Annotated in this window: 19 protein-coding genes; 4 read left to right on the top strand and 15 right to left on the bottom strand. The window is 62.7% G+C overall.

Annotated features, from left to right (window positions below):
* Nucleotide 1: 1 nt before the first annotated feature.
* The 3 genes from AYX22_RS03070 to AYX22_RS03080 all read right to left on the bottom strand — a co-directional run bounded on the left by AYX22_RS03070 (nt 2) and on the right by AYX22_RS03080 (nt 4,889).
* Nucleotides 2-1,579 (bottom strand): APC family permease, encoded by a 1,578-nt coding sequence (locus tag AYX22_RS03070; RefSeq protein ID WP_207596073.1) that lies wholly within the window; start codon nt 1,577-1,579, stop codon nt 2-4.
* Between the two features lie 145 nt (nt 1,580-1,724).
* Nucleotides 1,725-3,377 (bottom strand): GMC oxidoreductase, encoded by a 1,653-nt coding sequence (locus tag AYX22_RS03075; protein ID WP_207596074.1) that lies wholly within the window; start codon nt 3,375-3,377, stop codon nt 1,725-1,727.
* On the bottom strand, nt 3,378-4,889 hold the full coding sequence (locus AYX22_RS03080) for an aldehyde dehydrogenase family protein (protein WP_207596075.1): 1,512 nt from the start codon (nt 4,887-4,889) through the stop codon (nt 3,378-3,380).
* Between the two features lie 126 nt (nt 4,890-5,015).
* On the opposite strand from AYX22_RS03080, the gene AYX22_RS03085 reads away from it, so the two are divergent.
* Nucleotides 5,016-6,602, top strand: a complete 1,587-nt coding sequence (locus tag AYX22_RS03085) for a molybdopterin-dependent oxidoreductase (protein WP_242703502.1) — start codon at nt 5,016-5,018, stop codon at nt 6,600-6,602.
* A 51-nt stretch (nt 6,603-6,653) separates the two neighbouring features.
* Here the strand turns inward: AYX22_RS03085 and AYX22_RS03090 are convergent, their stop codons facing one another.
* The 7 genes from AYX22_RS03090 to AYX22_RS03120 form a co-directional block, all read right to left on the bottom strand.
* A complete protein-coding gene (locus AYX22_RS03090) occupies nt 6,654-7,292 on the bottom strand; it encodes a LysE family translocator (protein WP_207596076.1) in 639 nt (212 codons plus the stop codon).
* A 167-nt stretch (nt 7,293-7,459) separates the two neighbouring features.
* Entirely contained in the window at nt 7,460-8,350 is an 891-nt protein-coding gene (locus AYX22_RS03095) for a GNAT family N-acetyltransferase (RefSeq protein ID WP_207596077.1), read from the bottom strand.
* Between the two features lie 123 nt (nt 8,351-8,473).
* Nucleotides 8,474-11,464 (bottom strand): carboxypeptidase regulatory-like domain-containing protein, encoded by a 2,991-nt coding sequence (locus tag AYX22_RS03100; RefSeq protein WP_207596078.1) that lies wholly within the window; start codon nt 11,462-11,464, stop codon nt 8,474-8,476.
* Between the two features lie 93 nt (nt 11,465-11,557).
* The gene (locus tag AYX22_RS03105) at nt 11,558-12,514 is read right to left on the bottom strand and encodes a carbohydrate kinase (RefSeq protein WP_207596079.1); all 957 of its coding nucleotides are present in this window, start codon (nt 12,512-12,514) and stop codon (nt 11,558-11,560) included.
* Between the two features lie 147 nt (nt 12,515-12,661).
* A complete protein-coding gene (locus tag AYX22_RS03110) occupies nt 12,662-13,456 on the bottom strand; it encodes an ATP-binding cassette domain-containing protein (RefSeq protein WP_207596080.1) in 795 nt (264 codons plus the stop codon).
* Nucleotides 13,453-14,499, bottom strand: coding sequence for an ABC transporter permease (locus AYX22_RS03115; protein WP_207596081.1), 1,047 nt, complete (start codon nt 14,497-14,499; stop codon nt 13,453-13,455). The genes AYX22_RS03110 and AYX22_RS03115 overlap by 4 nt, the downstream gene beginning before the upstream one ends.
* Nucleotides 14,500-14,585: 86 nt before the next feature.
* Nucleotides 14,586-15,698, bottom strand: a complete 1,113-nt coding sequence (locus AYX22_RS03120) for a substrate-binding domain-containing protein (RefSeq protein WP_207596082.1) — start codon at nt 15,696-15,698, stop codon at nt 14,586-14,588.
* 175 nt (nt 15,699-15,873) lie between these two features.
* Here AYX22_RS03120 and AYX22_RS03125 point away from each other — a divergent pair, with 175 nt between their 5' ends.
* Nucleotides 15,874-16,884 (top strand): LacI family DNA-binding transcriptional regulator, encoded by a 1,011-nt coding sequence (locus AYX22_RS03125; RefSeq protein WP_207597443.1) that lies wholly within the window; start codon nt 15,874-15,876, stop codon nt 16,882-16,884.
* Between the two features lie 37 nt (nt 16,885-16,921).
* Complete coding sequence (locus tag AYX22_RS03130) at nt 16,922-17,221, top strand: putative quinol monooxygenase (protein WP_207596083.1); 300 nt, start codon at nt 16,922-16,924, stop codon at nt 17,219-17,221.
* A gap of 57 nt (nt 17,222-17,278) precedes the next feature.
* Here the strand turns inward: AYX22_RS03130 and AYX22_RS03135 are convergent, their stop codons facing one another.
* The gene (locus AYX22_RS03135) at nt 17,279-19,738 is read right to left on the bottom strand and encodes a GH32 C-terminal domain-containing protein (protein ID WP_242703503.1); all 2,460 of its coding nucleotides are present in this window, start codon (nt 19,736-19,738) and stop codon (nt 17,279-17,281) included.
* A 287-nt stretch (nt 19,739-20,025) separates the two neighbouring features.
* Here AYX22_RS03135 and AYX22_RS03140 point away from each other — a divergent pair, with 287 nt between their 5' ends.
* On the top strand, nt 20,026-20,673 hold the full coding sequence (locus AYX22_RS03140) for an SDR family oxidoreductase (protein ID WP_207596084.1): 648 nt from the start codon (nt 20,026-20,028) through the stop codon (nt 20,671-20,673).
* A gap of 10 nt (nt 20,674-20,683) precedes the next feature.
* On the opposite strand, the gene AYX22_RS03145 is transcribed toward AYX22_RS03140, so the two are convergent.
* The 4 genes from AYX22_RS03145 to AYX22_RS03160 form a co-directional block, all read right to left on the bottom strand.
* Nucleotides 20,684-21,277 carry a TetR/AcrR family transcriptional regulator gene (locus tag AYX22_RS03145; RefSeq protein ID WP_089593492.1) on the bottom strand — a complete coding sequence of 198 codons (594 nt, stop codon included), beginning with the start codon at nt 21,275-21,277 and terminating at the stop codon, nt 20,684-20,686.
* 44 nt (nt 21,278-21,321) lie between these two features.
* Nucleotides 21,322-22,080 carry a MerR family transcriptional regulator gene (locus tag AYX22_RS03150; RefSeq protein ID WP_207596085.1) on the bottom strand — a complete coding sequence of 253 codons (759 nt, stop codon included), beginning with the start codon at nt 22,078-22,080 and terminating at the stop codon, nt 21,322-21,324.
* Nucleotides 22,081-22,157: 77 nt separating this feature from the next.
* Nucleotides 22,158-22,808 (bottom strand): PadR family transcriptional regulator, encoded by a 651-nt coding sequence (locus tag AYX22_RS03155; protein ID WP_207596086.1) that lies wholly within the window; start codon nt 22,806-22,808, stop codon nt 22,158-22,160.
* Nucleotides 22,809-22,958: 150 nt separating this feature from the next.
* The gene (locus AYX22_RS03160; protein WP_207596087.1) at nt 22,959-23,741 is read right to left on the bottom strand and encodes a 3-oxoacyl-ACP reductase; all 783 of its coding nucleotides are present in this window, start codon (nt 23,739-23,741) and stop codon (nt 22,959-22,961) included.
* Nucleotides 23,742-23,747: the final 6 nt, after the last annotated feature.

Raw genomic sequence — 23,747 nt, forward strand, 5'->3', positions numbered from 1 at the left:
GCTAGGAGTTCTGGGTTACCACTTGGGGAGAGTCCTCGGGAGTGACCAGGGCGGCGTGCTCGGCCAGGACCCCGGTCTTGTGCCTGATGCGGAGACGGTAGAGCAGCGTCCCGCCGATGATGACCGTGCCAACAAAGATCACGCCTCCCCATTGCAGGTACCACTCGAACGGCGGCACCGAGTTGTAAATCTCCGGCCGCGGCCACACGAGGTTCAGCGTCATGGCGCCGCCCCACAGCACGGCCAGGATGTTCACAGGCAGCCCCCATTTGCCGAGGCTGAATCCCGGTTCTGATCCGTCGTCCTTCAGGGGCCACTTCTTCAAGAACCGGCGCCGCAGCATGGGCACGGTCACCAGCAGGTAGGACAGGTAGATCAGCACGATGCTGATGCTGGACAGAATAGTGAAGATGGCCGGCTGGGAGATGTTGACGATCAGCGGGATGACGGCAACTATGCCGATGACGATGGCAGCAACGGTGGGCGTTTTCCGGGTGGGGTGCACTTTGCTGAGCTGACGGCTGAAGGGAAGGTTGTTGTCCCTGGCCATGGCGAACATCATCCGGATGGCTGCTGCATGGACGGCGAGGGTGCAGACCACTACGGCTACCACGATGCAGGCCAGGAAGGCCTTGCCGAACGGGCCGCCGAGTACTGAAAGCACGATGTACTGCAGTCCGCCGTCAGCCGCCCCCAGCTTGGGATCGGAGAGATCGGGCGCGGCCAGGATTCCGCCGAGGAGGAGTAGGCCTCCCAAAAGGAAGGAAGCCGTGACGGCGCGAAGGATCGCCCTGGGAGCAGTCTTCTTGGGGTCTTTGGTTTCTTCGCCCAAGGAGCTGGCGGTGTCAAAGCCGTACATGACGTACCCCGAAGCCATGGCAGCAATGAGGAACACTCCGAAGAAGCCCAAGGGATGTTCTTCACCGAATCCGGCGGTATCAAGGAGGACTTCCGGCCCCCGCACGGAGTGCCAGAGAAGCGCCGCAATGAGCAGGACGGCCGCAACCAGTTCCACGAACACGCCCACGCTGTTGATCATGGTCATGAGTTTCACGCCGAACGCGTTGATCAGTGTGGAAATACCGATCATGATGCTGGCCAGGATGACCCCGTTGACTGCGAAGTCGTAAGGACCTGTTCCGTCGCCGACCAGCTGGAAGCCGCTCCAGATTTGCGGGAGGGTGATTTGGAGGGCCAAGGCAACGGAACCCAGAGCCATGATGGAGGAGAGCAGCAGCAACCAGCCCGCCAGCCAGGCCCACGTTCCAGTCGAGAGCCTCTTGGCCCAGTTGTACACCGACCCGGCCACCGGATAACGCCCGGCCAATTCCGCGAAACACAAAGCGACCATTAGTTGGCCTACGAAGACGATGGGCCACGACCAGGCATAGGCGGGTCCCGCCGTCGAAAATCCGAAGTAAAACAGTTGAAAAACGCCGGTGAGAATGGAGATATAGCTGACGCCGGCGGCGAAGCTGGCGAACTTACCGATGCTGCGGTCCAGGGTTTGGGCATAGCCAAACTCGTCCATGCCGCTTGCATCGCTCTTGCAGGGTCCTAATTTGCTGGGTTCTGACATGCGAACTCCTAGTTCAGACGTGCACGAATGGTGATAACCTGCGGCCGCCATTGGTCGCAGTCGAAATCAAAGGCCGGGCACCACGCTGTGCCTCCGGCTGTTTCCCCCATTGTTTGTTGCGTGGGTCTAAAAACAGGGTGCCTGTTCAGGCGACAGACAAGCTGAAGCCGGCTTCCGCCGTCGTGGATTCCTCCGTTCGGCTGTTGATGAGATCGGCCTTGATGAAATCGGCGCAGCGCTCGCCGATCATCATCACGGTGATATTCGGGTTGACGGTGACGTGTTCCGGCATGACGGAGGCATCGGCCACACGCAATCCGGTCACCCCCTTGACCCGCAGTTCGGGATCCAAGGGCGACATTTCGTCGTTCACTGGTCCCATGCGGACGGTGCCGACCGGGTGGTACACGGTGTTGTGCGTTTTGCGGATGTAATCCTGCAACTCTTCGTCGCTCTGCGCTTCGATGCCAGGGGAGAGCTCCCGACCGGTCCATTCAGCCATGGCCGGCTGCGCCGCGATTTCCCGGGCCTTGCGGATGCCGGCCACCATGACGCGCATGTCGTGGCCGTCGGGATCGGTGAAGTAGCGGGGGTCCACCATGGGCTTGTCCCGGAAGTCCCGGCTGCGCAGCCGAACCGTGCCGCGGGAACGCGCGTGGGTAACGTTCGGAGTCAGGCTGAAGCCGTTCTCCGTGGTGGGGTAGCCGTAGCGCAGGGTGTTCATGTCGAAGGGGACGGAACCGTAGTGCATCATCAGGTCCGGGCGGTCCAAGCCCTCTTCGGTGGGAGTGAAGATGCCGATTTCCCACCACTGGGTGGAGGTCTGCACCATGGGCTGCTTGGCTTCGAACTGCACCACACCTTCCGGGTGGTCCTGCAGGTGCTCGCCGACGCCTGGGGAATCCACCAGGACCTCGATGCCATGCGCGGCCAAGTGTTCGGCCGGGCCGATGCCCGAAAGCATAAGAAGCTTGGGCGAGTCGATGGCACCGGTGGACAGGATGACCTCGCGATGTGCGTCCAGCCTGTGCGTGCGGCCGAAGGCCGAATCCACGACGTCGACGCCGGTGCAGCGCTTGTCCGCGTCGAACACCAGTTGGCGGGCCCGCAAGCCGGTCAGCAGCGTGAAGTTCTCGCGATCCACAATGGGGTGGATGTAGGACACCGAGCTGGAGGAACGCGTCCCGTCCGAGCGGCGGTTGATCTGGAAGAAGTTGGCGCCGTTGATCACGGTGGTGCCGTCATTGAACTTTGCCCGGGGGATTCCGGTCTGCTCACAGGCATTAAGGAGCGCGACGCCGGCGGGATCGTGTGGGGGAACGTTCATCAAGTGCACCGGGCCGTCGTGTCCGTGGTGTGGAGCTTCCGGGCCTGCGTCCTCGTTGCTTTCCAAGCGCTTGTACAAAGGCCACGCGGCAGCAGCATTCCAGCCGGTGGCGCCGTACTTTGACTCCCATTCGTCCAGGTCTTCGCGGGGAGCCCAGAACGCGATGCAGGAGTTGTGGCTGGAGCAGCCGCCCATGACCTTGGCTCGGGCATGGCGCATGAAGGAGTTGCCGTTTTCCTGCGGCTCAACAGGGTAGTCCCAGTCGTAGCCGGATTCCAGCAGCTCCATCCAACGATCCAGCTGCAGGATCTCCGGCAGGTTGCGGTCATCCGGGCCCGCTTCCACCAAGGCCACGGTGACGGAAGGGTCCTCGCTCAACCGGGCGGCGACGGCAGCTCCGGCAGATCCTCCGCCAATGACGACGTAATCGAACCCGCGCTCGCCGAGGTTCTCAATGGTGTCAACGTGCATCTATTTCTCCTTGCCGTGGTCTGCGAACCAGCCGGTCACCTGGGGGCTGGTGTTCTGGTAGATGTGCTTGGCTTCCTGGTACTCACCCAGACCGGTGGGGCCGAGTTCGCGTCCGACGCCGGACTGGCCGAAGCCGCCCCACTCGGCCTGTGGAAGGTAGGGGTGGTAGTCGTTGATCCAGATCGTGCCGTGCCGCAAGCGGCCCGCTACCCGCTGGGCCTTGCCGGCATCCTGGGTCCAGACGGCACCCGCCAGCCCGTAGATGGTGTCGTTGGCGGTGGCCACGGCTTCGTCCTCGGTGCGGAAGGTTTCCACTGTTACTACCGGGCCAAAGGCTTCGTCGATGACTACCGACATTCCCCTGGTGACGCGGTCCAGGACGGTGGGCTGGTAGTAGAAGCCGGCGTCGAACTTTTCGCCCTGGGGGGCCGCGCCGCCGCACCGCAGCCGCGCGCCTTCGGCCACGCCACGCTGGACGTAGGCGTCCACTTTCTCCCGGTGTGCCGCTGAAATCAGCGGTCCGGTTTCGGCAGATTCATCGAACGGGCCGCCGAGGCGGATGTCCTTGGCCTTGCGGACCAGTTCGTCGACGAAACGCTCGGCAATGGATTCCTCCACCACCAGCCGCGCCCCGGCGGAGCAGACCTGGCCTGAGTGCACAAAGGCACCGTTCAGCGCATTGTCGACGGCGGCCTCGAAGTCAGCGTCAGCGAAGACGACGTTGGGGTTCTTTCCGCCGAGTTCCAGCGCGACCTTCTTTACCGTGCCGGCGGCGGCCGCGGCAATGCGCTTGCCGGTTTCCAGGCCGCCGGTGAAGGAAACCAGGTCAATGTCCGGGTGCTCCGACAGCGGTGCGCCCACTTTTACTCCGGGGCCGGTCACCAGGTTGGCGACGCCGTCGGGTAGGCCCAGGTCCTGCAGCAACTGCATGGCCAGGATTGCGGTGGAGGGGGTCAGTTCGGCAGGCTTCAGGACGAAAGTGCAACCGGCGGCGAGTGCGGGGGCGATCTTCCACGCAGCCTGCAGCAGCGGGTAATTCCACGGCGTGATCAAACCGCATACTCCGACGGGTTCGTAGACGATTTTGCTGACGACGGCGGGGTCCCCGGCGTCGACCACCCGGCCCGCCGACTGCCCGGCGAGGCGTCCGAAATATTCGAAGCAGGCGGCGATGTCATCGATGTCGATGCGGCTTTCGATGATCCGTTTGCCGGTGTCCAGCGATTCGGCGCGGGCAAACTTCTCGCGGCGTTCGCGCAGTTCCGCGGCAACCTTGAGCAGGAACGCGCCACGCTCAGGAGCGGGGACGTTCGCCCAAACTCCGGAATCGAACGCCTTGCGGGCTGCGGAAATGGCGCGCTCGGCGTCTTCACGGTCGGCTTCGGACACCGTGGCGACCAGTTCGCCGTCGGCCGGGTTGTGGATCTCGCGCACCGCGCCGGACGCTGCCGGCTCCCACCGGCCGTTGATGAAAAGGGTGGAGGCGGAATCGGAAAATGTGGCTTGGGTCATACGAAGCAGGCTAGTGCATCTTGAACATCTGTTCAAGGAAAATTATGAACAGATGTTCAAAGTGCCCCTGTATGTCAGGAGGCTGCCGGCACCCATCCCTGCTCCCGGCCGCTACGAACCACTGACATGAAAAAGCTCGGACTCCGGACCAAAGGCCCCGAAACCATGGCAGCGCTGGCAGGCGTGGTGTCGGCCGCCGTCGTGCTCGCCGTCGCCGAGCTGATCGGCGCCTTCTTCACTGCCAGGGCAACCCCGGTGTTTGCGCTGGGATCGACGTTCATCGACTTCACGCCGTCGTGGATGAAGGACTTTGCGATCGCCACATTCGGCACTAATGACAAGGCCGCACTGTTCGTGGGCATGGGCCTGACCATCGTCCTGCTGGCCTGCGTCCTGGGTGTAGTGGCCTACCGGAAGTGGGCCTTGGGCGTCCTGGGTGTGCTGTTCATGGGCGTGGTAATTGTTGCCAGCGTCCTGACTCGAGCCGGGGTTGGACCCGCCGACGCCATCCCTTCCGTCCTGGGAACCATCTCCGGGCTCATCGTCCTGCGCCGACTCATTGTGCCGTTGTGGGGGTTGAAAGCATGGCCGGAAGCGCCTGCCGACATAGCCGCCGACGTCGATACCCAAGGAGGCGGAACCGGCACGAGCCGCCGTCGCTTCTTTGCTGCGGCCGGGATCACCGCCGTCGCCGCCGGCATCGCGGCGACCGGTGGGCGGCTCCTGGGTGCCGCTCGCAACAATGTCGCCCAGGCCCGGGAGGCACTCCGGCTGCCTGCGCCAATCAAGGCCGCGCCTCCTGTGCCGGCGGGTGTCCAGTCCCCGGTTCCGGGAGTCTTACCCTGGCTGACACCGAACAACGACTTCTACCGGATTGATACGGCGCTGAGCGTCCCGGAGATCAACGTCAATGATTGGTCACTGCGGGTGCACGGAATGGTTGAGGAAGAGGTCACCCTCACCTTCCAGGACCTGCTCGACGCCGATCTGATCGAATCGCACGTCACCCTCACCTGTGTGTCCAACCCGGTGGGTGGAAAGCTTGCCGGAAACGCCAAGTGGCTGGGCCTGCCCATCCGCGAAGTTTTGAAAAGGGCAAAGCCGAAGGACGGCGCGGACATGGTGCTCTCACGCTCCATCGACGGTTTCAGCGCTTCCACTCCTCTGGAGGTCCTCCAGGATGACCGCGATGCCATGCTGGCGATTGGCATGAACGGTGAGCCGCTTCCGGTGGAGCACGGATACCCCGTGCGCATGGTGGTTCCGGGACTGTACGGATTCGTCTCCGCCACCAAGTGGGTAGTGGAGTTGGAGGTCACCCGTTTCGCGGACAGCAAGGCCTACTGGACGGAGCGCGGCTGGTCGGAACGTGGCCCCATCAAAACCATGGCACGGGTGGACGTACCCACGTCCTTTGCGAGATTGAAAGCAGGGAAGGTAGCTGTGGGCGGCACCGCTTGGGCCCAGACCCGGGGAATCACCAAGGTGGAAGTCCAGATTGACGACGGCGATTGGGTGGAAGCAACCCTCTCCGACGAAGCCTCCACCATCACGTGGCGCCAATGGTCCTACGAATGGGATGCCACACCCGGCATGCACTACGTCAAGGCCCGGGCTACCGACGCCACCGGTGAAACCCAGACCGAGAAGCGCGCCGACCCTGTGCCTGATGGAGCTTCGGGTTGGCCGTCGGTGATGGTGACGGTGGAGTAGCGGTTCACGTTGGCACACGCCTACCGTGACCAGCCGTGCCCTTTGAGCTGCCTATGTTTTGTTGCCGGTGAGGGCAAGACTTCCGCCGAGGCCGATCATCATGACGCCGCCGCCGGCGCTCATGCGGGCGAGGCGCTTTGGGTTCCGGGCGAACCAGGTGCGCGCGGTGCCTGCGGCCATGGCCCATATGGTGTCGCTGGCAAGGGCGATCGTGAAGAAGATCATTCCAAGGGCCGCCATTTGGAGGGGGATGGCGCCGTGGGCGTAGTCGACGAATTGGGGCAGGACTGCGACAAAGAAGACGATGGTCTTGGGATTGGTCACGCCGACCGTGAATCCTTCGCGTAGGAGCCGGAAAGAGGACGGCGAAGTCCTGGCTGTGGAGGAGGTGTCGGTGTGGTCGTTGCGGTGACGAAAGGCCTGGATGCCGAGATAGACCAGGTAGGCAGCACCGATGAACTTGATGGCTGTGAAGACAATTATCGATTCAGCGACGATGGAACCCACACCGAGGGACACGAGGGCGACGGCGGGGAGCATGCCAAGGGCATTGCCGACCACACTTAGGACGCCGCTCTTTCGTCCGAGGGCGAGCGAGCGTCCGATCACGAAGAGCACGCTTGGACCCGGGACGACGATGAGCGCGAACGCCGCAAGGGCGAAGGCCCAGACGCTGGCTGCGGGTAGCATGTTGAGCTCCAATCGACGGCAGGATGACGTCAACCGAATGTATCGCACTTCGGGTCCCGAGAGGATGCGGGATGTCGTCGGTAGACGCCGCAGTGGACGCCTATCCCCTGAGGCAGAAATACGCCATCCCGAGCAGCACGCACTGGCCCTTGGCTGCGCCGACATCTTTATGCGCGTGGCTCATGCTCACCGCGTGACATGTCCACGACAGGCGTTGCAGGGACGAACCCGGCCGCGAGGTAGGTCGCCAGCGCGCCCGTATTGGCCCCTTCGGCGGCCACCACGGCGCTGGATGAACCCATCTCCCGCAGCACTGCTGCTCCGGCACGGGTGATCTCCACCCCGTAACCGCGCCCACGATGGTCCCGGTGCACGCCCATAGGTTCGATAAGGCCGGGACGCCCCGGTCCGGCAGACCATACTGTTGTCACCGCGACCGCCCTGCCTTGCGCGTCGAAGGCGACGAGGTTGCGCGATGTCCCTGCGAAGGGCCCGGCGGTCATCGCCAGCCAGCGGTTGACGAGCGTCTGCCTCACGGCATCATCGAGTGGAGTGCCCCGGAACGCGGACCAGTGCACTCCTACCCATTCTCCGGCCCGGTCCTCGTCGATGGTCTCGATCAGGGTGCAGGTCGGCTGGACAGGTGCGGAGAGATCCAAGCGCAATGGAATCCACGGTTCGTCCTCTTGCCAGCCTCGTTGTCCCAGGATTCGCGTCAGAGCGCTGGCGCCTCGTGCCTCCACCGTCGCCTGTCCGGAGGCGAATACGCCGACTTCAGGGTCTTCGATCGAGTCTGCGATCCGCCGTGCAAGGCCGGCGTCGTCGCGTCGCGTCGGGTCGATCGCCAGACGAAGGAGCTGCGGGCCATCGAGAAGACCGATGGCGGCCGGTGTCGCACCGTCCGCCCAGATCCGTATCGCTGATGCCGTCTCGTCGGGACCGAGCCGCGAATACCAGCCGAGGTCACCAGGATGGAGGTGGACGGGGCCTCCATCCACCTGCCATCGAGCGAGTGTGTCTCCAAGCTGCGCGAGCCGTGAAGCATCGGGCATGTTCATCTCTGCCTCCTGAAACGGTTTGCGGCCCTTGATCGAGTCCCGACAGGAAGACGACGACGGCGGTGCTGCCGCCGTCGTCGTCTCTTGGATCCCGTCACTAACGTCAGTTAGGTACGCTGATGCTCAGCCGATCAGGGCCGTGGCAACTGAGTAGCGGGCCAGTGCGGTGTACGCAGTCTTGGTGCCTGTCACGCGTACTTTAATGGCACTTCCCTTGTCCGCGGCGACCAGTTTGTACGTCTGGGCGGTGGCGCCCGAAATGGCAGTACTTCCGCGGAACCACTGGTAGGTCAACGTCACCGGGGCAGGACCCCAGGCGCCGGGTGTCGCGGTGAGCGTGCTGCCCACGGTTGCTGTGCCTGCGACGGTGGGAGTGGGCCCGGTCAGTGTGCCCGCCGCCACGGCAGCAGTCGCTACGGAAGTCTTGGCCGCCGTCGTGAATCCGGTCTTTGAGCCCGTGACCCGGACGGTCATGGTCTTGCCCAGGTCAGCGGCAGCCAATGAGTACGTAGCTGAGGTGGCGCCCGTAATCGCGACGCCGCTCCGGTACCACTGGTACGCCAGCGTCACAGGGGCAGGACCCCACGCGCCTGGCACAGCCGTGAGGACCGAACCAACTTTCGCCGTCCCGGACACCGTCGGCACAGGCGCGGTTAACGTTCCCACCGAGACGGCGGCAGTGGCTGCGGAGGTTTTCGCCGCCGTCGTAAATCCGGCCTTCGTGCCTGTGACCTGAACGGTCATGGTTTTACCCAGATCGGCGGCTGCCAACGTGTAGGTGGCTGAGGTGGCCCCGGTGATCGCGACGCCACTCCGGAACCACTGGTACGCCAGCGTCACAGGGGCAGGACCCCACGCTCCGGGAACAGCCGTCAACACCGAACCAACTTTCGCTGTCCCGGTCACCGTCGGCACCGGCGCGGTCAACGTTCCCACCGCTACGGCCGCAGTTGCAGCGGAAGTCTTCGCCGCCGTCGTAAACCCGGCCTTGCCGCCCGTAACCTGGACGGTCATGGTCTTACCCAAATCCGCGGCAGCCAATGAGTACGTAGCTGACGTGGCCCCGGTGATCGCGACGCCGCTCCGGAACCACTGGTAGGTGAGCGTCACGGGGGCAGGTCCCCACGTCCCGGGAACCGCCGTGAGCACAGAGCCAACCTTCGCTGTCCCGGACACCGTCGGCACCGGTGCCGTCAACGTGCCCGCCGCGACGGCTGCAGTCGCAGCGGAAGTCTTCGCCGCCGTCGTAAACCCGGCCTTGGTGCCCGTGACCCGAACGGTCATGGTCTTACCCAAATCCGCGGCAGCCAGAGAGTACGTAGCTGACGTAGCCCCGGCGATCGCGACGCCGCTCCGGAACCACTGATAAGCCAACGTCACAGGGGCAGGACCCCACGTCCCGGGAACAGCTGTCAGGACAGAACCGACCTTCGCCGTTCCGGACACCGTGGGAACCGGAGCGGTCAACGTGCCCGCCGCAACAGTGACAGAGGCCTGGCCGTAATAGGGCTGGAGCGGCCAGTCGTGGACGCTGAGTCGTACGGTGACTTTTTTGCCGGCGTCGGAGGTTTGCAGAAGGAACGTGGGCCCGTTTGTCCGGTAGTCCTGCACACCGTTGACGAACCAGTCGTAATACGGGCCAAAATCAGGGGCGGGGTTCAAGGTGCCGTGGTCAACGGTCAGGGTGTTCCCCGCGCTGGGCGTGCCCAGGAGGGTAAAGGGCTTGGAAGATGTGACAGCCTCGGCTCCGGATTTGCCGCCGTGGACCGAGGTGGTGTGCGGGGCGTATCCGGTCTTGGTTCCGGTGACTTTTGCCCAGATGTCGTACCCGGCATCAGCCGCGGTGGGGGTGTAGACAGTGGTGGTGGCGCCGGCGATGTCCTGTAGTTCGGAATTATCCTTGGAGCGCTGCCACTGGTAGGCGAGGGTCACCGGAGCCGGTCCCCAAACGCCGGGATCGACCGTCAGTTTCTGTCCCGCCTGGGCTGAACCGTAAACGTAGGGCCTATCGGGTGTCAGCGACAGCCCTGCTACGTCCAGCTGCATGGTGAGCTTTACCCGCTGGCCGGCAGAAGTCGCTGTCAGAACGGTTGCCGTGTCCTTGGTGGGCGTGTTGTCGTAGCACTCGGCTTTGTACCGCTTATCGCGGGGCGCGCCCTCGTAGACCGTGTCCGAGACGCAGAGCTTGTACTTCTTGCCTACTGTCATGCGCCAGTAGATCTTGCCCTGCGCATTTGAGGTCAGCGGGCCCATCTGGGGCCCTTCCCAGGCTGCCGTTGCGTCGTTGTAGACCCACGGGATATACCCGACGTCGGCAATCGGCGCACCCGCCGGGTCGACGACAGTGGCCTCCATGAGGGTTTCATCCTTGAGGACGAAGTTCACATTGGTCCATGCGACTCCGGCGGGGACGGTAGCAACCGTGTAAGTGTCCACGGTGCCGGTGCCGGTCCAGTACTGCTCCAGGTAGAGGCGCTGGCCCGACTCGTCCCGAACGCTGATGTAGGCCTGGTTGGGCGGGATCTTGGTGAGGGTGAAGTAGCCGTTGGCGTCCGGCTTGGTGCTGCTCACTTGTCCGCCGTTGTTGGGTGATGCTGAGACGGACACCGCAGTCAGCGGCTGGCCGGCCTTGTTGGTGACCCGGCCAGTCATGCTGCCGAAGGCTTCCAATTGCGGGTTGTACGTGGTGGTGGGGGCAGCATCGGTAACGGCAACCGGTGTGGAACCGTAGGAGCTTGATTGGTTCGAGTTCCACTCTGAGGCGTACGTGGCGGAGCAGGGCCCGCTGCTGCAGGTGGTCCATATTTTGTAGCTGCCGGAAGCCGGCACCGTGAAACTGTAGGAGCCATCGGGAGCAGACCACGCACCGGCAACGAAGTCGGCCCGGTCGTCATTGGTGTACGCACCCACCCAAACGTCGCCCAGCGCAGTGGCCGTTGCGGTGGCTGTCAGTTTTCCCTTGACCACGCCCTTGAAGGTGTAGGTCGCGGCCGAGGCGGGCGCGATCCCGGCGAAGAGACCCGCGGCCACCAAAGCGACAGCCGCCAGGATGGCCCACACCCCCTGCCGTGTTCTGTGGAACGGATGGTCGGCGGCAGGTCGCGGCAACGGCATGGGTAAGGTCCTTTTCCCCAAAAAAGTGACTGAAGGGACCGAGCGGTCCTCTGCCATCGTAGGCGTCGTCCCGCAGCAGTGCCATGGGGAGTTCTATACGGCGGCGAGCGGCTGCTGTTCGAGTCCTTCCAGACGCGCTTGAAGTTCGTCGGAGGTCGGGGGGTTGGCGCCGGCCCGGCTGACGGTGATCGCTGCGGCCAAGGCTGCGGTCTGTCCGATGCTTTCGAGGGCTGGTGAAGCAAACGCCTTTTCGCCTCTGGCCAACAGTTCAAAGATGAGGGCGGCCATGTAGGAGTCGCCGGCGCCGATGGTGTCTGCAACGTGGGTCTTCGCTGATGGGACGTTGAGGCGTGCTCCGGGTGTGGCCAGGAGCGCACCTTCAGCGCCTCGGGTGATGACGGCCAGCCGGGCCCCGTGATTCAGGAGTCGGGAGGCGACGTCGTCCAGGGAGGATGCGGGGTACAACCAGTGCGCATCTTCGTCACTGAGTTTGATGACGTCGGTGAGGGGGAGCAGGTCCTCGAAAATCTGCTTGGCTTCGGCATGGCTGCCAAGGAGGGCCGGGCGGATGTTGGGGTCGTAGGTGACCAGGCAGGAGTCGTGGCTTTGTTCCAGGAGGGTACGCACAGTGGCGGCTCCCGGGGCCAGGAACGTGGCGATGGATCCGGTATGGAGGACTTTCGGGATCGTGGCCGGTGCTACGGGTGCAAGTTCCCAGCGGATGTCGAACTCGTAGCTGGCCGAGCCGTCCGTTGCCAGCGTTGCGGTGGCCGTGGCGGTGCGCTCCAGGGATGTTGATCCGGGAAGCAGCCGGACACCTGCGCTGTGGAGGTGAGTGGTGATGGCGGTGCCGTGTTCGTCCTCGCCGATCGCTGTGAGGAGCCCGGTCGGTACCCCGAGGCGGCCCAGGCCGTAGGCGACATTGGCGGGGGAACCGCCAGGGTAGCTGATGGTTCCTTCCCGGGTGTTCACAATATCGACCAGGGCTTCGCCGATGACGAGGACGTCCGGTTGGTTATGGGCAAAGTCGCCTGGGTGAAGGTTGTGCATCTCGGTTCTTTCGTCGGGTTGCTGGTGGGACGGGGGAGGCATGGGTCCGTCCGCAGACCTGTTGGCAGGTCTGCGGACGGAGAATAGGGTTTCCGTTGGGTCGGAAGGCCCGGTCGGAAGGCCCGGACGGAAGGCCCGGTGTGGCGCTTAGGCTTTGGCCGCGCCGGTCATGATGGCGACGGCGTCGGTCATTGTGTGTGATTGCGGGGTGATGGTTGCCGCGCATTTGCCGAGGCGCTGGATGTGGATGCGGTCTGCAACGTCGAACACATGAGGCATGTTGTGGCTGATCAGGATGACCGGCAGCCCTCGGTCGCGGAGGTCCCGGACCAGCTGGAGCACTTGGTTGGATTCGCGGACTCCCAAGGCAGCCGTCGGTTCGTCGAGAACCACCACCTTGGATCCGAAGGCCGCTGCACGGGCCACGGCGACGGCTTGGCGCTGGCCACCGGAGAGATTCTCGACCGGCACGGTGACGTCCTGGAGAGTGGAGATGCCAAGCCGGCTCAGCTCTTCCTTGGCTTTCCTGCGCATGCCCTTGGTATCGAGGATTCGGAACAGGCTTCCCAACGGTCCGGGGAGCCGCTCTTCCCGGCCGAGAAACAGGTTCGAGGCAACATCGAGGGCCGGCGAAACAGCCAGGTTCTGGTAAACAGTTTCGATGCCGTGGACGCGGGCGTCCTGCGGCCGTTTGAAGTGAACCTGCTGTCCGGAGACGAAGAGTTCACCGGTGTCGGGAACTTCGGCGCCGGTGAGGCATTTGATGAGTGTGGACTTACCGGCGCCGTTGTCGCCGATGATGGCCAGAACCTCGCCGGGGTAGAGGTCCAAGCTGACACCGTCGAGACCGACGACGCGGCCGAAGGTCTTGACGAGGTTCCTGGCCTTGAGGATGGGCTCGCGGGTTTCGGTGCGGGGGGCTTCAAAATCTGTGGTGGTCATGACTTGACCTTTCGGATCCATTGATCGACGGACACGGCAATGATGATCAAGATGCCTACGGCGAGGGTCTGGTAGAGCACGTCCAGGCCAGCGAGGGAGAGGCCATTGCGGAAGACGCCAACGATCAGGGCTCCGAGAAGCGAGCCCCAGATGGAGCCACGGCCGCCGAAGAGGCTGGTGCCGCCAATCACGACGGCGGTGATGGAGTCCAGGTTCAGGTCGACGCCGGCGTTAGGGCTGGCGGCATTGGTACGGCCGATCTGGATCCAGGCGCCGACGGCAAGGACTGCACCGGCAGCAAGGTACACGCTCATCAGGACGCGGTTGACGGGAATGCCGGCCAGCCGGGCTGCTTCCTTGTCATCGCCCACGGCGTAGACGTGCCGTCCCCAGGCGGTCTTGCCCAAAATGAACGCTACGGCCACGTAGAGGAGGAGCATCATGACCACACCAGTGGAGATCCGGACGGGGCCGATCGGGAAGGTGCTTCCCAGCCAGGTGAGCATTCCTGGCATCGCGGAGCCGCGCACGGTGCTTCCGCCAGAGTAGAGCAGCGTCAGAGCGATGAAGATGTTCAATGTTCCCAGCGTCACGATGAACGGTGGCAGCCGGAATCTTGTGACCAGGAAGCCGTTTAATGCTCCTGAACCAAGGCCGACGACCAGGCCTGCCAGCAGCGCAACAGGCCCTGGAATGCCGTTGCTGACCGCAAGTTGTGCGATCACCATTGAGGACAGGATCATGACCGCGCCTACGGAGAGGTCAATGCCTGCTGTCAGGATGATCAGCGTCTGGGCGATCGCTAAGGTGCCCACCACGGCAACCTGTTGAGTAATCAGGGACAGGTTCTCAACGCGCAGGAAGCGATCATTGAGGAGCCCGAAGACCACCACGGCGATCAGCAGCACAATAGCCGGGCTGAGTGCTGGGTATCGGTGGAGGAGGTTGCGGATTCTGCTGAGGGGCGTCTGGCGGTCGAGGAATTCCTCGGCCAGGTCAGCATGCCCCGCGCTCGGGGGGCCGGCGGTCTGTTGCTGGGTCACTAGGGTTGCTCCTGAACTTCCATGTTCTGTAACTGCTGGGCATGCGGGGAGACGCTGGTTGGAGCGTCTCCCCGCCTAGGAACGGGTTACTTGCCCCAGCAGATCTGGGATGCTTCGGTGGTGGTGATGCTCTTCACGCCGTCTGCGGGCTTGTCAGTGACGAGCTCGACGCCGGTGTTGAAGAAGTCAAGACCCTCTGAGTTGGCGGGCTTTTTGCCGGTCTTTGCCAGATCTACGATGGCTTTTACGCCCAGCTCGGCCATTTTGACCGGGTACTGCTGAGCCGTTGCGCCGATCACACCGGACTTGACGTTGTTTACACCTGAGCAGCCGCCGTCAACGGAGACGATCAGGACGTCCTTTTCCTTGCCCGCGGACTTCAGGGCCTCGAAAGCACCTGCGGCAGCGGGCTCGTTGATCGTGTAGACAACGTTGACATTGGGGTTCTTGGCCAGCAGGGTCTCCATCGCGGTACGTCCACCGTCTTCGGCTCCTTGGGAAGCCTGGCTGCCGACGATTTCGTAGTCGCCGCCCTTGCCGCCGGTATACGTTCCCGTCTTGGCTTCGTCGCCGTTCTTCTTCTTATCCGCGGTGTCGATGCCGAGGCCGGTCAGGAAGCCCTGGTCGCGGTTGTAGTCCACCGAGACCACCTTGTCGTCAAAGAGATCGATGAGGGCGATGACAGCTTTCTTGCCCGCCAGTTGCTGGGCGGTCCACTTGCCGATGAGCTCTCCGGCGTTGAAGTTGTCCGTGGCAAACGTGATGTCAGCGGCGTCGGCCGGGTCCGGCGGGGTGTCCAGCGCAATGACGAACAAGCCCGCGTCCTTGGCCTTCTTCAGGGCATCCACTACCGAGGGGCCGTTGGGGGTAATCAGAATGCCCTTGTCACCCTTGGAGATCGCATTCTCAATGGCCTGGATCTGGGTGTCCTCGTCGCCGTCGGCCTTGCCGGCCGCAAGCTTAAGGTCGACGCCGTCCGCCTCGGCGGCCTTCTTCGCGCCGTCCTGCATGGAAACGAAGAACGGGTTGGAGGTGGTCTTGACGATCAGCGAAACACCGATCTTCTCGTCGGAGCCTCCGCTGGATGAAGGGGAGGAGCTGCCTCCGCAGGCTGTCAGGCTAAGTGTGCCGAGGGTCAGGACTGCGCCGACGGCAAGAAGACGGTTCCGGGTGGACCGCGTGACTCTGGAACTCAACATTGAAACTCCTGGTTTTGTGGCTGTTGGCGGCGCATTTCTGCGGCTGACAACGTTGTCATGGAACATGTAAGCAAGCTCACACGATAGAGTCAAGTATTAAATCGAGTTGAGGAGCAGCAAGTTGACAACGATGTCTAATCGTTACCAGTCCGACTCCGGACGCAAGCGCCCCACCATGAAGAATGTTGCCGATCTCGCGGGCGTTGGGATTAAGACAGTTTCCCGCGTCGTGAACGATGAGCCGGGCGTCTCCGAGGCGACCCGCCAGCGGGTCATACGGGCGACGGAACAGCTGCAGTACCAACTGGACATCACGGCGGGCAGCCTGAAGCGTTCCGGACGCAAGACCCAGTCCATCGGCTTGCTGCTTCCGAGCGTTTCCAACCCATTCAGTGGGGAGATCCACAGGGCCATGGAAGACGCCTTGGCTGTGCGCGGCATTGCCGTCTTCGCTGCAAGCCTGGATGACGATCCCGACCGGGAGAGGAAACTCATTTCGGCTTTCCTGGGCCGCCGGGTCGATGGGCTTGTGCTGACTACCATCGCCAAGAGCCAGGCGTACATGATTCCGGAGCACTCCCGCGATCTGCCACTGGTATTCGTTGACCGTGAGCCCGCGGGCATTGAGGCCGACGCGGTAGTGACTGATAACGAAATTGGTGCGGCAAAGGCGGCGGCCCATCTCATCAAGCATGGGCATACCCGGCTGGCTTACCTTGGCGACCGGACTGATATTCAGACTGCCGGGAGGCGCCGGACAGGGTTCCTGGATGGCGTGGGACAAGCAGGCGTTTCCACGTCCGGGATCGCCATTCGTGAAAACCTGCATGACGAGGAAACCGCATGCCGGGCCGCTCACGAGCTGCTTACCTCAGAGAACCCGCCGACGGCGATATTTTCCAGTCAGAACTTGGTGACGTTCGGGGCCATGCGGGCTCTGAAAGCCCTTGGACTGCATCACAAGGTTGCCCTCATTGGATTTGATGATTTCACCCTGGCCGACATGATGGACCCCGGGATCACAGTGATCGCCCAGCATCCCGAACGCATCGGCAAGCTTGCGGCTGAGCGGATCCTTGCAAGGATCGATGGCGACCAGAGCCCTGCCCAAACGTATGTCATCCCAACCGAACTGATAGAGCGGGGTTCCGGCGAAATTCGGCCCCAAGCTGACGCAGGCAAATAGCTGAGCAATCCGAAACCAACCGAGCAAAGGACTGGCCATGACCAAGACACTGTACGCAGAGTTCACCGTCAAAGAAGGCAGTGAAACCCGGGTCGCGGAAATGATGGCAACGCTGACGGAACACGTCCGGAACGAACCGGGAAATGTGATGTTCCTGCCGTACACGCGGGAAACCAACCCGCGGGAGTACTTCGTCTTCGAGGTGTACCGGGACGAGCAGGCCTTCCAAGAGCACATCGGGGCCGATTACGGCCGGGAGTTCAACGCCGAACTTGCCGATCACATAGAGGGCGACGGTTCCGCCCTGACCTGGCTGAACCCACTGATCCAACCGTAGAAGCAGGGGCGGCGGCCAGACGAAAGCCGGCCGCCGTCCCCCGCTACGGGTAGTGCGTTACTTCTTTCCGGGAAGGAACATTGCTCCTTCCATGGGGGTCACCGTGAGGGACTTCAGTTGCGCTGTTCCACCCTCTGCAAAGAGGGTCATCCGGTCAGCGCCGGCGTTCGGAAATACTTGATCGGTGATGGTCCGGAGACCGTCGCCGGAGAACACTTCCACGGATGAGCGGTCTACATACACCCGCAGGGTGACATTGCCCTTTTGGTCCAGTGCGACAGGGGCGTCCTCAACTGAAGCGAAGGTCGGGTGGAAAGCGGTGTTTCCCGATGTCGTGCGGTCAACGAAGACCTTACCGGTGATGGAGTCATAGCCGATGGCGGTGGAGGAGTTGGCGTCGCCCAGTACGGTGATGCCTGACTTTTTCGCCGTGCCGGGTGCGAACGTGATGTCCACGCGCTGGACCTGACCTGAAGTGGCAGAGGGCAGCGGGGTTGTTCCGGCCTTGATGGCACCGCCCTTCTTGTCCGTGTAGCTGGGCTTTGTCGCGAGCTTGTCCACCTGCTTGACCACGCTTTGGGCAAGGCGTGGTCCATCAGGTGTCTGCGTCAGCTGCACCTCCCGGGGCAACGACATGGCACTGCGCCAGGGGGTGGTGGGGATGGTGTTGGCGTAATCCCAGTTGTTCATCCAGCCCAGCATGACCCGCTTGTTGTCGGGCATGTTCGAGAACGAAACGGCCGCGTAGTAGTCGCGTCCGTAGTCCAGCCAGTCATAAGACTCCAGCTTGGACTTCGCTGCTGTGGAGCTGGCTGTGAACTCATCCGCGAGGATGTGCCCCCATCCGAATCTGTTGTTGTCGACAACCTTGATGTGTGCCTGCTGGCCAACGAATTCCCTGGTATCCCACGAGGCCCAATCCAAGCTTTCGCTGTCGTTGCCGGTAGCGGTACGGACCACTTGTCCGTTGACAACCAAGTTCACCGTTTCTTCATCGGACCTGGCGACGGCGGCTGTGTCAGTGAGCATGACGTGATCAAGAGTCATGTGGCCCCACCCGCCGGTAGCTTCGTCAACGACTCGCAGCTGTGCCTTCTCGCCGGCGAACTCCGAGACATCCCAGCCTTTCCAGTTCAGCAATCCCGCGTTATCACCGGCCAGGGAGCGGACTACATTGCCGTTGACCAGCAACTGGACGGCCAGGGTCTGGCCTGAGTCCGCTGTTCGGTTGCCGCCTCCCACCAGCATGGACATGAAGTCCTTGGTGATGGGGAACTCGGGGGAGGTCAGGGTGCCTTGGCGGTCATCACCGGGTACGGCGCCTGTTTCGAAGGTGTTGATTCGCTTGGCGCCGATGTAGAAGTCCCCGCCGCTGGTGGCCGGCTGGTAATTGGGGGTCAGGTCGCCTGTCCCCGTCCAGCCTGCATCGGCCAGCGTTGTGCCATTGGGAACCTCGAAGCCGTCAAACTTCAGCTCTCCCGAGGGCGGGGTGTTGTCCAACTTGTCGGAGACGCGGGGGTGCTTACCGCCGCCGATGAGGAAGTTAAGGTAGTCGTCGGTCACGGTGAAAGTTGGTGACTGCATGGAACCCAGGGGCCAGTCGCCGTCGTTGAATGAGTTGATCAGTCCTGTTCCGCCGAATCCGGTTACCGGGCTCTGGCTGGGCAGGGATCCGGGCGCGGGAGCGTCACCGAAAGGACCGTTCTTCCAGTTGCCTGGTTCGTTGTTTATGGTCCATCCGTTGTAGGTGCCGTCGTTGAAGCCTGCCATGACCGTGCCGGCGGGTACCTCGGCCACTGGTTCGGTGGTTTCGGAGGTGAACGTGGTGCCGTCAAAGTTGCCCACGAAGTATTGACCGGCCGATCCTCCCGCAACACCGCCGGGGTTGATGTTGACCACCATGACCCACTTGATGTTGTTCTTATCCCCATCCACCGCCAGCGGGAACAAGTCAGGGCATTCCCACTGGCCGCCGGTAGCGTTGGCCGGCCCGAATTCGCTCAGGGCAGTCCAGTCCTTGAGGTTGCCGGACTTGTAGAGGAGCACCTTGTGATCCTGCGATTCGACGACGGTCATGACCCAGTAGCCACCGCCGGACGGGTTGTCGTACCAGAAGACCTTGGGGTCCCGGAAGTTGGCAGAATTGCGGTTCAGCACCGGGTTTCCTGAGTATTTGGTCCAGGTCTGGCCATCATCCAAGCTGTAGGCCAGGGACTGGGCTTGCAAGCCCCGATGCGGGGAAGCTTCCTTGTAGGCGCTGGTGTAGATGGCCACCAATGCGGGGTTTTCTTTGGTCCCGAAGCCTGTTGTGTTGTCCTTATCCACCACAATGCTGCCGGAGAATACATCCTCCTGCGCGTCGGTGGACAGTGCCAGGGGCTGCTCTTGCCAGTGAACCAGGTCCTTCGACGTCGCGTGACCCCACGACATGTTCCCCCAGGTGTTGCCGGAGGGATTGTGTTGGTAGAACAGGTGATAAACCCCCTTGTGGAAAACCATTCCATTGGGATCGTTCATCCAATTTTTCGCTGGCGTGTAGTGGTAAGCAGGTCGAAAGTCCTCACTTCCCACCCCCGGTGCCGCAGAGGCTGGTGCCACGCCGGCCATGATGCCCGAAAGCGTCAGGCCCGCCAGCGTCAATGCAGACGTCGCTGCCCGCATCCTACTGATCGTGAATTTAGTCATTGTTCTTCCAAGTCGCCCTTCATCGCGCGTGCCCATCCCCACATAGACAACGTTGTCAGTGCGTTGAAAGCTACGATAAGTCCACCGGACAAGTCAACGGTCGTTCGAGATGTCTGCAGGTGGTTGCCACCGCGGATCTCAGTGACCTGAACTCATTGGTGGAGCTGTTCGAAAACGCGGATGGCGTGATCCACCTCGGGGGAATTCCTGATGAGGCGGATTTCCATGACTTGGCGGAGGTGAATATCGTCGGCACGTATCACGTTCTCGAGGCTGCCCGACGTGCCGGAGTGCCTCGAGTGGTCTACGCCAGCAGCAACCGTTTGACGGGTATGTACTCAGCCGGCGATCCGGTCTCATCGGACATGCCACCCCGTCCCGATGGCTTCTACGGAGTTTCGAAAGTCGAGGGAGAAGCCCTGTGCCGGCTCTACGCGGACAAATTTGGCATCAGTACCATCGCCGTACGTATCGGCAGCTACGAACATCGACCGGGTTCCGCCCGCGAGCAGCGGACCTGGCTTAGCCCGTCAGATGCGGTTCGGGCTTTCCTCGCCACGATGACCACCGCAGAACACGTCGCCGTCTTTTACGGCGTCTCCGCGAACACCGGCCGGTGGTGGGACCTAAAGGCGGGAGACGCCGTCGGGTTCATTCCTGAGGATGACGCAGCCCGATGGGGAGCGGCGGAGGATTATGATCCAAACCTGCCTCAGGGCGGGATCTACGCGAGCAAAGGGTACTCCATCGACAAGATGTCCTTGTAGCAGGGGGTGCTTAGCGCTGCGACGGCGCGAAAGCGATCTCCTCGGTGCGGGCAATGCCTCGCTCAATGGCCGCCTTGTCGATGCCCAGAAGCGTGGTGAGCCACATGCCGTTTTGCACAACAACGATGTCGGCCGCCCGCTCCCTGCATTCTTCGGGAGACAAGCCGGAAATGGCATTCCCGATCAATGCCGCAAGCCCTTGGAGATACCGGTCAAAAGCTGCGGCATTGATCTGTGCAAAGTCCTCATGTGCCTGGGCCAGGGCCCACAGATGAAGGCGGAGGGACAGATACGGCGTGGTCAGGAGCCCTGGGTCCGCAACCCTACGGAGAGACTCGCGGAGTTGTTCGTCCGGGGTGGAAGTGGGCGAAGGCTCCACCAAGAGGAGGTCGTGCTCTTCAATCTGGTGGAGCACCGCGCGGATCAAACTCGATTTGTCTTCGTAGTAGTAATTCACCAGCCCCAAGGCGACGCCGGCTTCCCGTGCCACGGCACGCATATTGATGCCCGAAATGCCGTGGCGGGACAGTAGTTCCAGTGCCGCTTCAAGAATGCGCTTCTGTCTGTCAACCTGTTCGCCGGACTTGACGGTGCTTGTACCCATCCGGCCAGACTATTGCCTAAGCCAGATCAGCGCATCCTGACCATTCAGAGGTTCCTTTCCGCGTAAACCCGCAGCGCATCCCGGACGAAGGCCGCCCCTGTTTCACCGCCATAATTGGCGGCAAACCTCGGATCAGCGACGTACATCTCGCCGAGTCCCGTGACGTAACCCTTGACGTCTCCGCCGGGTGCCGTCGTCGGGGTTCCCGGAATTCCGCGAAGCCATTCGACGTGGCGCCGTGCAAGATCCTGCGCTTCAGCGCTGTCCGGTGCTACGCCTGATTCGGCGGCGGTTATCCAGTCCGTGCCCAGCTTTTGTGAGCGGTCTTTCCACTGCTGCTTCTCGTCGGCGCTCATTCCGCGCCACCACGCATCGCTGGCGGCGTAAGCATCCTTGCCCCAGCGCTCCTCCACCTCGTCCTTGTACTGAGTGTGGTCGAAGCCATCAAACATGTTCTGTGCCATGTACTTTCCATCCCCTTTCATTGTGTCGATGGTCTGCCGGACGGACGCGATCTGCCGGGTCAGCCTGTCCTGCTCCTGCGCGAGCCATTCCAGATGGCTGCGTAAAGCTTTGACGGTGTCCGTCTCTCGATCGAGAACTTCGGCGATGGCCGGGAGGCCAAGCCCCAGTTCCCTGAGCAGGAGGATGCGCTGGAGTTGGACCAGGGCCGGACCGTCATAGTAGCGATAGCCGTTATGGCCGGTCCGGCTTGGTTTCAGCAGCCCGATGTCGTCGTAGTGACGCAGCGTGCGGCTGGTGGTTCCTGCGATTTTGGCGATTTCCTGAATTGACCAGTCCATACGTCCTCCGTCCTGTGCCTGTTCTTTGACAGTAGGGGTTGACGTTACGTCAAGGTCAAGGGGATGGCTGCCAGCACTTAGTCGGCCAGGATCAGGTAGAGGGCGCGGCGGGTTTCGTCCAGCTTTTCAATGGCTGCCTGGCGCTGTTCATCGGTGGCGGCTGAGCGGAACTGGTGGACGACGCCCATGAGCTTGCCGACGCTCTGGTGGAAGGCGGCGGCGGTTCCGTCGGCTTCCGTATTCCAGGCGTTGGCCAGTTCTTCCTCGTGCTCGGCAACATAGGCCTTGCCATCGTCCGTGAGCGTGAACTCGGTACGTCGGCCTTCGCCGACGGCGACGATCAGTTCTTCATCCACCAGTTGCTGCAGGGTGGGGTAGACGGATCCGGGGCTGGGACGCCATGCGCCGGATGTTTTCTCCGCGATGGTCTTGATGAGGCCATAGCCGTTGGAAGGAGCCTCCGCCAAGAGCGAGAGAATCGCCGCCCGGACGTCGCCGCGGTTGGCTCGGCGGGAGCCGCCAGGACCGAAGCCCCGTGGGCCGAATCCGGGTCCAAAGCCGGGGCCAAAACCGCCCGGTCCGAAGCCCGGGCCAAACCCGCCGCCTCCGTGTCCGCCCGGTCCTCGTCGGCCCTTGCCCCGGTTAAAGCGGCCTCGGCCGTGTCCGGGTTCGGGGTGTCCGTGGTCGTGCTCGGGGAATGGGTTGCCGTGTTCGTTGATGCCTTTCATAACAGCATCGTCCTTTCGGTTGTTCTTACGCCGAAGGATAATCGGCGATAGTTAACGATATATCGGTGAATATCGCGACGTCAAGAGTCGATAAAAACCAAAACTGCCCCCGCCCAGAGGGCAGGGGCAGCAATGTGGGGCGAAGGGCGGCTATGACAGCGGGGTGACGTAAGCTCCCGAAATACCGCCATCCACCAGGAATGTCGACGCCGTAATGAAGGATGCGTCGTCACTGGCCAAGAAGGCGACGGCAGCCGCCAGCTCTTCCGGTTCCGCGAAGCGACCCAGCGGCACATGGACCAGGCGGCGTGCTGCCTTCTCCGGATCCTTGGCGAAGAGTTCCTTCAACAGCGGCGTGTTCACCGGCCCCGGGCAGAGTGCGTTGATGCGGATGCCCTGGCGCGCGAATTCGACGCCGAGTTCCCGGCTCATGGAGAGCACGCCACCTTTGGAGGCGCTGTAGGAAATCTGGGAAGTAGCGGCACCCATGACGGCAACGAAGGACGCCGTGTTGATGATGGAGCCCTTGCCCTGCTCCTGCATGTAGGGAATGGCGTATTTGCAGCAGTAGTAGACCGAGGTCAGGTTCACTTCCTGGACCCTCCGCCAGGCATCGATGCCCGTGTCCAGGATCGAGGCATCGTCCGCGGGGGAGATGCCGGCATTGTTGAAGGCAATGTCAACGCTGCCATATGTCTCTTTGGTCTGGGCATAAAGGTTGCGGACTTCTTCCTCGCTGGTCACGTCCACCTTCACGAACAGGCCGCCAACTTCGCTGGCCGCGGCAATGCCGGAGGTCGGCTCGATGTCCGCGATCACGACGTTGGCGCCCTCTGAGGCCATCCGGCGTGCTGTGGCCAGGCCGATGCCGCTGGCGCCGCCCGTAATGACTGCACTGCGGCCTGCGAGGCGGTTGGAAACTACTGCTTGCATGGGGTG

Source organism: Arthrobacter sp. D5-1 (genome assembly GCF_017357425.1).
Classification (GTDB): Bacteria; Actinomycetota; Actinomycetes; order Actinomycetales; family Micrococcaceae; genus Arthrobacter.